Source organism: Calditrichia bacterium (assembly GCA_020634975.1).
Taxonomy (GTDB): Bacteria; Calditrichota; Calditrichia; order RBG-13-44-9; family J075; genus JACKAQ01.
Genome location: JACKAQ010000001.1, coordinates 648,988 through 661,695, shown reverse-complemented (window position 1 = coordinate 661,695; position 12,708 = coordinate 648,988). Strand labels below are relative to the sequence as shown.

Below are 12,708 nucleotides of genomic sequence, written 5' to 3'. Positions count from 1 at the left end.
GTTCAAAAAATGAGATTCCTGCCTCCGCAGGAATGACCCGGCGTTCAGCATAATTTATTCAGCTACTTTAATACACAAAAAATCAATTTGGAGCATCAATGGAAACAGTTATCACAGTAAAAGGAATGAAATGCGGCGGTTGCGCCAACACTGTGGAAGAATCGATCAAAAAAATCAGCGGTGTGCAATCTGTTTCGGTCAATCTGGAAAGCGGTCATGTGACGGTTCAATCGAACGAAAGCATTCCGCAGACAGCTTTCGAAACAGCTGTAAGCAACGCCGGATTCACCTTCGTGAAATCGTAACTCATCGATTCTCGTTCGGCTGCCGATAGTTCTGTCTTTCGGTTTCCTAAATAATAATGTGGCTTACGCTACACATGAATCCAAAAATTGACAATTTCGGGAATAAAATTGTGCAGAATCTATCTAAATTTTTGCCGGTTATCTTGCTCGCCGCTGTGATGGTTGTGGTGTTAATTTCGTTACGTTGGATGGCGCCGGGTGTCATTTATCCGGTTCCGCCGCTCAATGTCGGCGAAATTGCCCCAGAATATAACGAGGTGCGCATCCCTGTGCCGGTCATCGGGAAAGTAACCGGATGGCTGCACAAAAACGCTGCCGCATCGGATTCGACTCCGGTGATCCTGTATCTTCACGGCAACGCCGAAAATCTGGAAACGTTGAAACGCAGCCAGCAACTTGCGGCATTTCAACAGATAAAAGCACATGTGTTGGCAATTGATTTCCCCGGATACGGCACCTCCGATGGCCAAAGCAGCGAATCGGCACTGGTGTCTGCCGGAAAAGCCGCGTTCGAATGGCTGGCAACTGAATTTCCGCGAAATCCGAAAGTGATTATGGGATGGTCGTTGGGTGCAGGCGTTGCGTTGCAGGTTGCCGCGGAAGAGCAGCCGGACGGATTGATTGTGCTGAGCCCGTGGAGCAGTCTGCCGGAAGCTGCCGCAGATCATTATCCGCGCTGGGTAGTGGGGTTGGTGGTGGATGAAAAATACAATTCTATCGAAGCCGCCAGATCGGTGAAATGTCCTGTGTTGGTCATCCACGGCGAACAGGATGAACTGATTCCGGTGGATCACAGCCAGCGAATCGCCGCGTCGCTGAAAGGAACGGTGCAATACATGCGGGTTTTCGATGCCGGACACAACGATTTATTTGCCCAGGAAGAAGTCTGGCAACAAATTCACGCGTTTATCAACACGTTTCGCAACAGCGATTTTGGGAAACAGCCGCAGGAATAATTTTTCAAATAATATCTTTTCGCAACCAACCGGTCAAGCTGAAGCGCTCACGTTTGGCCGGCAGCACTTCGTGAACAATCGTATCGCTGCGGAAGCAAACAAAGGTACCGAATGTCGGCAGCACTTCGATGAAGCGCTCTTCGGAACCTGGATAAAATATTCGCAACTGCCCGCCATCTTCCGGTTGCCAGTTTTCATTCAAATACAGCAAACAGGAAACCATCCGGTGCCGGGTGGTCTGGAATTGATCGATGTGCTTTTTGTAAAATGAACCCGCAGGATACACCGCAAAATGCCCCTCAAAACTCCGCAAACCCAAATATAAATGGCGATTGATTTCCAACCGCAAATCGTCGAGCAATTGCCAATATTCCCGCTGCAAAGCGGTCAGGTTTTCCGGTTCCAGCCAATGGATAAAATCGCTGCGAATTTCGGTTCGCACCTTCAGTTGATCACCCTGGCCAACGCCGGCACGCCGGAAATCGCCCGATTCCCAGGCTGATGATGCTTCCTCTGCAAGATTTTTGAGATAGTTTTCCGGTAGGAAATCGGGGATAATTATCCATCCGTTTGATGCGAGCGCATCAATAATTGCTGCAAATTTGCTTTCCATTTTCGACCCTGCAAAAAAGTTTCACAAATGAGAATTGCAAAACAAACAGACCCGATAAAACAAATATTCTGTGATAAAGGGGGAAGCAAATTTGCAGCTAATTATATTCTAAAACAATAGGATTTACTTAATTGTTACGTTTGAATTTCGCAATAATTTTATGCCGTTCCTGAAACGATTCAACATGTTGGCGCATGCGTGCTTTGGTGGACTTTACTACTTTTCGGCGTTCCATATCGCCCAGTTTTCTCAACGACTTAATGGCGTTTTCTGAAATATCGTAAATCTTGATTTGGGTTTTATCTTTGTCGCGCCGGGTGAACAGCGAGTCCAATTCTTCGCAGCGTTGCAGCGCGAGCTCCATTTCGTAGCGAATTTCGGCAGCGTCGTCGTCGAGAGTCGAAGTGCTTTCTGGTCTATCTGTTAAATTATCGTTGTTTGGCGATTGTGTTTCTTCGGCAGCTTGCGATGGAGCTTCCTGCATTGCAAATGGGGTTTCCATTTCTGAAGCTGCGGCATTTTGTTCAATTCGCGATAGCAAGTCGCTCATTTGAGACTGTTGCGGCGTCGCGGGCGTGTCAGCTTCACTCGTAGATTCTTCAGATGCAGCAGCAATTTTGCTCAACAAATCGGATTCCGGCTCATTTTCCAAATCCGAAAAATCCGGTTCATCTGCAGAATTTGAATTCAATTTTTCGATCAAATCACTTTCGGGCGTGTCAGTCAAATTTTTGCTGAATTCCGGTGGGTTTTCTTCTGTGCCTGACTGCCGGCGAATGGATTTGATCAGCGGACTTTCCGGCAACTCTGTTTCGGGGAACAGATCGTCGGTTAAATCATCGGCTTTCTTTTCCTCAATATTTTTGCCGATTTTGCGGAGCAGATTGGCGATGTCCTGATTGCTGTCGGGCAATGTTTCCGGCTCGGGCAGTTTGGCATCGCTTTCCGGATTTTGGGATTCGATCTGATCGATCAGGGCATTTTTCGGAGTTGTTTCAATTGGCGAGTCGCTGAAAACATCGCCGGTTTCATCGTTTTTAGCTGTGGATTTTTCCTCAGCTTCGCTTTCTTTCCGTTTGCTCAATAGCGATTCCACTTCCAAAATAATGTCGTCGAGCGGATCGGAGAATATCGCGGTTGCATCTACGGCTTCTTCAGTGATTTCAGTGTTTTCTGTCTCGGCGGAAATATTGCCGGTTTGCTCTGCTTCATCAATTTCCGGTGTTTCGCTTGTCGCTTCGCTGTGTTCCGGCTGATCAACCTGTTCCGGTTCGTCCAAAACTGCGGCATTTGTTGCTGCAGAATCGTTGATTTCGGAAATGATGTCTGATAAATCTTCGGTGATTTGTTTTTTATGTGTCGTGCGATCATCCGTTTCCGGGTCGATTTGCGGTTCCGGCTCTGGTTCGGATTGGGCAGCGGATTCCTGCGTCGGTTGCGATTCCGGCTCCTGTTCGGATTGGGCAGCGGATTCCTGCGTCGGTTGCGATTCTGGTGATTTTGGTGGCAACGGCGCTGCTTTTTCTGCCAATGAACGATTTTTGTTTTCCAGATATTGTTCACGAATCTGGTTTAGCAAGTTGTTGATTTCAATAGAATTATCGTCGAATAAAGCGCCTGGTTCGACCGGCGACTCCGGTTCCGTGAACACCGTTTCCGCACTCGATGAAAACGGCGGAATTTCCAAATCCGAAGCATCTTTCTCAACGGAATGGGATTCGCCGTTGCCATTTACCGGCTCATTTTTCAACTTACCTGCGCCATTGTTTTTCCGGGCTTTTTTGAGTTGTTCAGGATTGGCGCGAACCACAATCGGGCGAAATTCATTCACAATTCGCGGAGTTTTTGGTGAATTTGAGCTGTCGGTTTCCGTCGGTTTCGTGCGGTTTTCCGGATCGGCGCTTTTGTTTGGCTTAATTTGGGTCGGCGGTGGAGGCGTTGCAATTCGCGGTTTTTTGCCGGATTTTGAACGGTTTTCCAATTCTTTTTTGAACAGATCTGCGAGCTGTTGTTCCGCATCACGGCGCTCTTTGTTGATCCGCTCGTTTTCGTCGAGTAAATCTGCCAGCGATGCATCGTCGATGGGAAAATCATCTTCACTTTCACCGGAATTATCAACATCGAGATACGCCCGTGACAACGCGTTGAGCAGCACAACAATTTCCTGATTTTGGGAAAAATCCGGTTCGGCAATCGCCTGCCAATAATATTCCGAGTGATCAGCCAGCAAATCTTCTAAATTTTTGAACGCTTTTTCGTGTTGATTAGCAAGGGTGAGATATCGCGCCAGATCAAACTGGATTTGTAATGTTTTGCCGCGATCGAGCATAAACGCTTCGTTTGATGCTTCCACAGCAGCTTCAAATTTTTCCATTTCGCGACGCGTTTCCGCAAGGTGGCGAAGTGCAAATACAGTAATAACAATATCTTGCTCAAAAGAATGTTTGATACATAGTTCGAAGTGTTCTTCCGCTTTCTCCAATTTGCGGAAAAAGAAACTGCACATATATGCATAATTAAACTGGGCGTGATAGTTGCCCGGATGCAGCCGAACCGCTTTGTGTAGCTGTTTAAATGCGGCGATCAACAGCCATTTGCTCTGTTCTTTATCACAGAAAAGCGCTTCGCGCAAATCGTACAGTGCCTGCAAATAAAGTTCTTCAGAAACCGCTACATTGGACAGCGACAGCGAAACATCCTGATCATCTTTGATTTGTTCGGAAATTAGCTGAACCGGCGCCATGCTTTCCAAAGCGGTCGCAGCGTTCATTTTTGGAAGAAAAAAGCTGAGATCGACCACCGTTTGCAATGATTCGTACGACATTTTGCCGTTCCGAACCATATTTTCCACACCATTTTGACGGCTGTTGAGATTGGTGCAGATACCTTCCCAAAGGACTTTTTGCATTTCCTCAACGCTGCGATTGTTCAGTTGCAACAAATATTCAAAATTGATGCGGCGGAAAATATCGCTTTTTTCCGGTGCCAGATATTGCGAGAGTGCACCAAATTCCTGCAAATGCGCTTTCAGTTCCATCTATTGCCTTTCCTTCATGATCTTGCGCAGTTGAAAGCCTAAACTTGATTTTCTGTTGGTTTTGCTTTGTCCCCAATCAGATATTTTGAGGGACGGCATCGATTTTTTACGCATAGAAGTGTATTTTTTTTCGACGGCTAAATATCCTAAAGAAAAGCATTTGTTTACGTGAGGCGTGCCACAACAACGAAATAGCGCTTTTGAAAAATGTTGGTAAATGGCTTACAGCTTGCCTGAAACACAGAGTTTCCGTAATATCGGTCGAAATAAAAAACGTACTTTAACAGGGAAAATATGACACTCACATTTGCATATTGGGTTGCATTTTGTGTTTATAGCTTTTTGGTGATCGGTATCGGTGTTTTTGTTTGGCAAAAAGCCAAACGGCGCGAAGGGGAGCAGGATAGCCAGCAATATTGGTCAGCCAGCCGTCAGCTTTCAGGCTGGTCCAGTGGATTATCCATCTCTGCCAGCATGATGTCCATTAGCTGGTCCTGTGTTTACGGCGTCCAGCTTTTTTACTGGTACGGCATTGGCGCGGCGTGGTTGCTCATCATCCCCTGGCTGATTACGATGGGCGGATTTTATGTGCTGGCACCGCTGTTTCGTCGGCTAAATGCGTTTTCGCAACCTGAATTGCTGGAGAAACGATTCGGCACCCGCAGCCGGCAAATGCTCGCTCCGGCGCTCATTTTTGTGTTCACGGTTTGGGGCGGGGCGGAGATTTATGCCGCAGGTATCACTATTGCGCCGTTTCTGGGGATATCGGTTCCGCTAACATTGTTGCTGGTTGCTGTTGTGGTTGCCATTTACAGCTACACCGGCGGTTTTGCGGCGGTGGTTTCGACGGATAAAATCCAGTTTAGCCTGGTGGCGCTTTTTATCACAATTATGGCGATTGTCGGTGTCAGTGCTGCGCTGGAATCGCTGAGTTTCGCAGAATTACTGGCGAAAACCACATCATCGCCAAAACAGGTTGCGGGTGTACCGTGGTGGTTATCGCCGGGATTCAGCATTGTAGCACTCACTTTTCTGGCATATTTGCCCGGCTGGTTGGTGGAAACAGATGTCTGGATTCGCCTGCAGGCAGCCCGCAGCAATGCAGAAGCCCGGAAAGGCATTTTGGTCGCATCATTCAATTCGCTGGTATTTGTGGGTATTTTGCCGATGTTCATCGGGCTTTCGGCGCTGGCGCTGTATCCGCCGGTTGCCGGTGAAATTCCGGTAAATTTGCAGGATGGTGCGCTCATTTTCAACGCCCTGATGCGCGATTACACGCCGGATTGGCTTAACGTGCTGTTGGGCATCGGTCTGGTTGCTGCGGCGATGTCCACCGTGGATACTTGCGGTAACGTGGTTGCCCTTTCATTTTCGTACGATATGCTGGAACCGCACCTCTCCCGCAAACAATGGCCGGCGCAAAAGCTGGCGAATTTAGCTCGCTGGATGTCCGTTGCGGCAATATTCGTGGCGCTGGTGTATGCGCTGTTCACCGAATCGCTCTGGGATATTTTCTATCTTTCCTCCGGTATTTTGACCACAACTGTTTTTATTCCGGTGGTTGCGGCGTTTCGTCCGCGAACAACAGCGCGGCAGACAAACCTGGCAATTTTAGCTGGGTTTTTGGGCACGCTGATCGGTTATTTTCTGGAATCGCGCGGATTTTTGGCGGACATCGAACCGCAATGGCTTGCGGAAACCCAACTGGGTTACATACTGTTCGGGTTGTTTTGCAGCATTGCAGCGTTTTGGCTGGGCGGTCGCGGAGATCGTGAAACCGTTGCGCAGCCGGAAAATTGAGTGTACATTATTATCTTTGAGAAAATAACAGGACAAAAATATGTATTACGATGAACTAAACAGCAACGAAACCGACTGGCAAGCCGTAGTTAACGAACTTTCCCGCATTCGCGACAGCGGCGAATACACAACTTCTGATGTCGATCTCGTTCGCGAAATGCTCACTTCCGAAGATGAACGCATTCGCGGTGCAGCCTGTCTGGCGGCAGCCGGTTGCCTTTTCGAACCGAATATTCTGGATTTGATGACCGAAATTGCCGAATACGATCCGGTTACTGCCATCCGAAAAGCGTCCATCAAATCGATGGGCGAAGTGATTTCCGAAGGCATTGAACAAGGTTTTGAGGACGATGCCGGGTCCAATAACCAACTGGATTACGCCGAAGAATGGGACGAATATCAGTCCGGTAGCCTTCGCGATGAATACCAGCGTGTCAAAAATTTGCTGTTCGGGATTCTCGATTTTGAAGAAGATCCGGGAATTATTGAAATTACCGTAACTGCACTTGCGGAATTGGGTTACATCAGCGAAATCCGCGAGAAAATCAGCGAATTGTATGACGGTGACAGCACTTCGGGAAAGCTGGCGGCAATGCGGGCAATGGGAAAATTTCCGCATTTTTGGGAAACGGAAATCGCCGAAACCATTCGACCGGAAACCCCGCCGGATGTGTTGAAAGAAGCGATCAGTGCCGGATTTTCATCCGAATCGCAACAAATTTCCGATGCAATTGAGGAAGTGTTGAACCACGAAGACCCGGAAATTATCCGGTTTGCGTTGCTGAGTTTGGGCAACATCGATCTGTCGCCCAATCTGATGCAAATTTTCCGGCAGTTTCGCAAACATCCGGATAAAGGTGTTCAGGAAGCGGCGCAACAAGGTTTGGATCGCCTTTCGCGATTAAATTTTGGCGATTTTATGCGCGAAAGCCTCGGCTACGAAGATTAATAAATCTATTGCTGGAAATCGTCCGGCACCAGATCCAAAGTGCTGTTATCACGAATCAACCGAACTCGCCTTTCCCAATCTGGCTGATACACTTCTTTGCGATAGGTCGAGTGGAGCAACTCAAATTCACCGAAACCCTGCAAATCTGCAAATACAAAAATGCAGCCGTTTTCCAGCGACAAATACGACCAGATTTCATATGGGCGAGTGGAGGATTGCATCGGGCTGCGCTCGATTTCGTCGGGTTTGCCGTATGTGAGCACCACCCGTCCGCGATCCGTTTTCCAGCCGCTTTTGAATTTGGTTTTAAAATTTTGATCCACAAAATCAACTTGTTTGAAATAATCAATTTTAAATTCATTTTGCGATGTCGTCGGATCGGGATCGCGTGTTCGCCAAAAATCCGCCAAAAACTCCGCTTTTGAGGGAATCCCGGCAAGTCCCTTGAAGGTGTTTATCTCATCCTTTGTGGCAATATAGCGCACTTTGCTGAATTCCTCATCCAGCAAATCTTCGGAAAATTTTTCGTAATATGACTGCATCAATTTGGTGGTCATCGCCCGGACTTGCTCAACACTTTCCTCGCTTGGCTTGAACATCGTGAAGCGTTTTTTGCGTTCGACGCTGTTTCCGGTTTGGTCATCGGTTAATTTCAGGTTCAAAAAATATGTGGCAGATGGCAGCGTGACCACATTATTGCCGCCCACCAAAATGGTGCTTCGTCCGGGTTTTTGCTTTTTTTTCACGGGAAATTCCCGGATAATCTCACCGTTTGTATCCGTAACATATGTTTCCAGTGTGTATGTGCCCGCAGTTGTGGAATCATAGCTCAAGCCGTGCGTTTCTGCGTAAAAATAGAGGATGGGCATGGACACATGATACACACCGGACGGATTTGGCACCACTTGCAGCCCGTTTTTATCGAACGGCGTTTGCCCGTCCGCTTTGGAAATTTTGGCGGACAGTTGAATATCGCTCATCGACAGCGCATCAGCAGTGTTCGGGTTGATTGTCAGCGATAGCTCATATTCGCCGGAAACGCCGGCGTTTTCATCCGTGAGAGTGATGCGGGCGAGATAATTTCCGGCCGGTAATTCGCAAAAGAACACGTGCCGTAACTCACTGAATTGATTGATGTTATCCAGTGTTTCCACCTTGTTTACAAACGGCTGCGATTGTTCGAAAACCGTATCATTGCCACGCTTGACAGTCAACGAAATGCTAAATTTGCTGACCCAGATTTCTTCCTGCCGGTGATATTGCAGCGATTTTTGGGGGAAACTGATATACAGTTCGAGGAATTCACTGTCTTTGGGTGAGTGAAATGTGGCGTAATCGACGTTTAACGGAATGAAGCGGTTTTGGGCAAAAACCGGCACAACTACCACCGCCAAACAGATCAGAAAACGATAAAAAAAGCGTTGTTGCATCATCTGTAACTCCTAAAAAACCAATGTAGATCAGGCGACGCTTATCATACGGAAGATATGCCGGTTTGGGTTCCCGGTTAATCAAATTTTACGGAAACGATTTTGGAAACGCCCACTTCTTCCATCGTGACGCCGTAGAGCATTTTGGCGGCTTCCATGGTTTTTTTGTTGTGGGTAACCAAAATAAATTGGGTATCGCGCGAAAAAAGGCTCAGCGCCTGCGTCAAACGAGTGATGTTCACATCATCCAGCGGTGCGTCCACTTCGTCCAAAATACAAAACGGGCTGGGTTTGACGAGGTAAATGGCGAACAGCAGCGAGATTGCCGTGAGGGTTTTTTCACCTGCGGAAAGCAATGTAAGTGTCTTTAATTGCTTGCCCTTATGTGTCACGTTAATATCGATGTTCGCTTCCAGTGGATCGCGACTTTCCACCAATTCCAGCACTGCGCTGCCGCCGTTAAAAAATTCCTGAAACACTCGTTGGAAATTTTTCTGCACTTTTTCGAACATTTCCATGAATTGTTTGCGGGCGGTAGTGTTCAATTTCTGGATGGTTTCCAGCAACTGATCGCGTGCGGAAAGCAAATCGTCGCGCTGGGTGGTCAGAAAATCCAGTCGCTCTTTTTCTTTCTCATATTCCTTGATTGCCAACGGATTGACATCGCCGAGGCGCTCGATTTTCCGGCGAATTTCGTCGATGTCGCTCTGCACGCTGGTGAGCGAGCGCGACGGATCGAGTGATTTTACATCAAAATCCAGCGATTCGTTGCCGTACTGCTCCACAATTTGTTCTCGGATGCCGGATAATTTAACCTGGTATTCGCGGATTTTCAGCTCAAGTTCCTGCACCCGTTCGCGGGACTGGTTCCACAATCGCTGTTTCTTTTTCAGCTCCGCTTCGGTCATATCGATGTTGCCTTTGTGCTCCTGAAACTGCTGTTCGGTCGCATCTTTGTCGGCTTCGGCGGCGTCGCGTTCGCGATACAATTGTGTTAATTGCGATTCGATATCGTCGCATTCCTGCCGCAGCGTGTCGATGGATGCGCTGTTTTCGGCAATCCGGCTCTCGCGATCTTTGATAAATTGCCGGGCATTTTCCACACTTTGCACCAAAAATCCGATTTTCTGCTGCGCTTCTTTTTCGCGGGAATTGAGGTTGAGATAGGCAATCTGGTGTTGCTGGGTTTTCTCGTTGAGCGCTTTCAATTGCGCTTCGGCAGTGCGCTGCGTTTCCAGCATTTCCTGCTCTTTTTTGCGATATGCGGCGGCTTTGGCATCCAACGCTTCCACCTGCGGACGCAACTTGTTTTCATCCTGTTGGAGCAGGTCGAGGCGTTGCTCGAGCGTTTCCAGCTCAGATTGCACATCGCGGGAAGTATCTGTAAGTCGTTCAATTTCATAGGTTTGGCGATTGAGCTGTTTCTCCAGCTCCACCATTTCGTTTTGGGTGCTGCGCTGCAATTGCACAAATTCCGCCAGCTTTTTTTCGCGCTGCTGCTGTTCGTCGTTCAGCGATTGCAGCCGCTGTTGCTCACTTTGGAGATGTTGCGACAGCTTCTCAAATTCGCTCGATAATTTCTGGAATTGCTCTTTTCTGCCGATCAATCCCACCCGTTTATCGGTTGAACCGCCGGTGAGATTGCCCCAATGTTCGAGAATTTCGCCGTTGCTGGTAACGTAGGTTGCATCCGGAAATTGCTGGCGCATGTCGATGGCGGTTGCCAAATCCGGCACCAAAAACACCGCGCGCAATAAATAATTGAACAGCGCTTCGTACTCCGAAGAATATGAAACCACATCCTTCAACGGCACGGTTTTTCCGTTCGCGGACGGCAGCGAGAGCTGCGGCGAATGCTTGCCGTTAAGCAACGGCATGGGCACAACGCTCATGCGCCCTTTGTCGTTTTTGCGCAGTTGCTGCAAAATTTCCTGCGCTGTATCTACTTCATTTACAACAAGATAGTTGGCAATTTCCGAAAGATAGCTTTCCAGCGCCGGACGGTGTTCTTCCGCGCAATCGACGAGGTTGGCGAGCGTATCCACCACCCCGCGATACTCACCTTTTTTGGACATCACATATTGAACGCTCTGCGAAAAACCCTCGTAATTGTTGATCAGATTTTCCAGAAAATCGCGGCGGCTGCGCACTTTTTCCAGTTTGCCCTGAGTTGCAGCGATGTCCGTTCGCAGCGATTCGCGCTCATCGCGGAGGGCGGACAGGCGCTGCTCGAGATGCATCTGCTCCTGATGATACATCTGCAAATCCTCGCGGATCGCCTCGATATCGCTTTCCAATTTGTCGATGGTTTCCTGCCGGGATTTCAAATCTTCCTGCACCCGGGTGAGGCTTGCGCTGTCTTTTTCCAATCGCGCCGCGACGTTTTCGCGTTCCAGCCGCACTTTCTGGTAGGCTTCGCGGGTTTCGCTGCCGGCTTGCAATTCTTTCAGATTTTCTCTGGCAAATTCCTGATAGGTTTGTCGCTGCTCATCCAGTGCATTTTCCGCATCCAACTGCGCATTTGCGGATGTCCGGTATTGCGCTTGCGCCGTTTCCATTTCCGATTTTAGCGTGATAATCTGCTGTTGCTGCTGCTGTTCTTCTGCGGTCAGCCGTTCGATTTTTTCTTTTTCGCGGGTAATTTCCTGCTGAAATGCCTCGATCGCTTCGCTGAGCGAATCCATCCGCTGCTGGCGCAGCAATTTCAGATTTTGCCGTTCGCGAATCGCCTCGTTGCGCTGATGCAAAATGCCGGATTTTCGCCGGAATTCCTGTTCGATGACCACCAGTTCGGTGCGCAATTTTTCCATTTGCGCTTCCAGTTGGTGAACCTCTGCGCCGAGCGATTCCTTTGTGCGGGCAATTTCGGTCAGTTCGTTTTCGAGCGGACCTAATTCGTTTTGGTAAGTAATTATTTTTAAATAGCTTAGCTGAAGCTCGTTTTCGCGCAATTCCGCTTTCAATTCGTGATAGCGTCGGGCTTTGCCCACCTGCCGCGCCAGCGAATTAACGTTTTTTTGCACTTCCGCCAAAATATCGTCCACCCGGGTGAGTTCCTGTTGGGTGGTGTCCAGTTTGTTGAGGGCGGATTTTCGGCGGGCTTTGTATTTTTTGATGCCCGCAGCTTCCTCAAACAGCCGCCGCCGTTCCTGCGCGTTGTCGCTCAGGATTTGCTCAACCATTTTCAGCTCGATAACCGAATAGGCATCGGCGCCCATTCCGGTATCGGTGAATAAATTCAAAATATCCATCAACCGGACATTCTGGTTATTGATGAGATATTCGCTATCGCCGGAGCGATGCAGCCGCCGGGTGAGTTTTAGCTCGGTATATTCCGATGGCAAAATGTTGCGGTTGTTTTCGATATACATCGATACTTCCGCAATATTGAGCGGTTTCCGGGTTGCGGTGCCGTTGAAAATGATGTTTTCCATCCGGTCACTGCGCAAAACGGAGGGGCGCTGCTCGCCCAAAACCCAACGAATGGAATCCACCACATTGCTTTTGCCGCAGCCATTCGGACCGATGATGCCGGTCAGACCTTCGTCAAATTTCAGGGTAATTTTATTGGCGAAAGATTTGAAGCCAAATATCTCTAATCGGGAAAGGTACATCTAA

The 12,708-nt window shown here is 48.4% G+C and carries 8 protein-coding genes; 4 read left to right on the top strand and 4 right to left on the bottom strand.

The genetic code is table 11. From position 1 onward, the window contains the following. Positions 1-98 precede the first annotated feature (98 nt). On the top strand, positions 99-305 hold the full coding sequence (locus tag H6629_02595) for a heavy-metal-associated domain-containing protein (protein ID MCB9066686.1): 207 nt from the start codon (positions 99-101) through the stop codon (positions 303-305). 74 nt (positions 306-379) lie between these two features. Beyond that, the gene (locus tag H6629_02590) at positions 380-1,261 is read left to right on the top strand and encodes an alpha/beta hydrolase (protein ID MCB9066685.1); all 882 of its coding nucleotides are present in this window, start codon (positions 380-382) and stop codon (positions 1,259-1,261) included. Between the two features lie 4 nt (positions 1,262-1,265). On the opposite strand, the gene H6629_02585 is transcribed toward H6629_02590, so the two are convergent. Both H6629_02585 and H6629_02580 read right to left on the bottom strand, forming a co-directional pair. Further along, entirely contained in the window at positions 1,266-1,874 is a 609-nt protein-coding gene (locus H6629_02585; GenBank protein ID MCB9066684.1) for a 2OG-Fe(II) oxygenase, read from the bottom strand. A gap of 127 nt (positions 1,875-2,001) precedes the next feature. After that, a complete protein-coding gene (locus tag H6629_02580) occupies positions 2,002-4,911 on the bottom strand; it encodes a hypothetical protein (protein ID MCB9066683.1) in 2,910 nt (969 codons plus the stop codon). 294 nt (positions 4,912-5,205) lie between these two features. On the opposite strand from H6629_02580, the gene H6629_02575 reads away from it, so the two are divergent. Next, positions 5,206-6,711: a sodium:solute symporter family protein gene (locus H6629_02575; GenBank protein MCB9066682.1), complete on the top strand. Its 1,506-nt coding sequence runs from the start codon at positions 5,206-5,208 to the stop codon at positions 6,709-6,711. A 40-nt stretch (positions 6,712-6,751) separates the two neighbouring features. Next, entirely contained in the window at positions 6,752-7,660 is a 909-nt protein-coding gene (locus H6629_02570; protein MCB9066681.1) for a HEAT repeat domain-containing protein, read from the top strand. A gap of 5 nt (positions 7,661-7,665) precedes the next feature. On the opposite strand, the gene H6629_02565 is transcribed toward H6629_02570, so the two are convergent. Next, on the bottom strand, positions 7,666-9,093 hold the full coding sequence (locus H6629_02565) for a GWxTD domain-containing protein (GenBank protein MCB9066680.1): 1,428 nt from the start codon (positions 9,091-9,093) through the stop codon (positions 7,666-7,668). A 74-nt stretch (positions 9,094-9,167) separates the two neighbouring features. Further along, entirely contained in the window at positions 9,168-12,704 is a 3,537-nt protein-coding gene (gene smc, locus H6629_02560; protein MCB9066679.1) for a chromosome segregation protein SMC, read from the bottom strand. Between the last annotated feature and the right edge of the window lie 4 nt (positions 12,705-12,708).

Coding starts and splice junctions, on each gene's coding strand:
- H6629_02595 (MCB9066686.1), top strand. CDS start 99: ATGGAAACAGTTATCACAGTAAAAGGAATGAAATGCGGCGGTTGCGCC.
- H6629_02590 (MCB9066685.1), top strand. CDS start 380: ATGAATCCAAAAATTGACAATTTCGGGAATAAAATTGTGCAGAATCTA.
- smc (MCB9066679.1), bottom strand. CDS start 12,704: ATGTACCTTTCCCGATTAGAGATATTTGGCTTCAAATCTTTCGCCAAT.
- H6629_02575 (MCB9066682.1), top strand. CDS start 5,206: ATGACACTCACATTTGCATATTGGGTTGCATTTTGTGTTTATAGCTTT.
- H6629_02570 (MCB9066681.1), top strand. CDS start 6,752: ATGTATTACGATGAACTAAACAGCAACGAAACCGACTGGCAAGCCGTA.
- H6629_02580 (MCB9066683.1), bottom strand. CDS start 4,911: ATGGAACTGAAAGCGCATTTGCAGGAATTTGGTGCACTCTCGCAATAT.
- H6629_02585 (MCB9066684.1), bottom strand. CDS start 1,874: ATGGAAAGCAAATTTGCAGCAATTATTGATGCGCTCGCATCAAACGGA.
- H6629_02565 (MCB9066680.1), bottom strand. CDS start 9,093: ATGATGCAACAACGCTTTTTTTATCGTTTTCTGATCTGTTTGGCGGTG.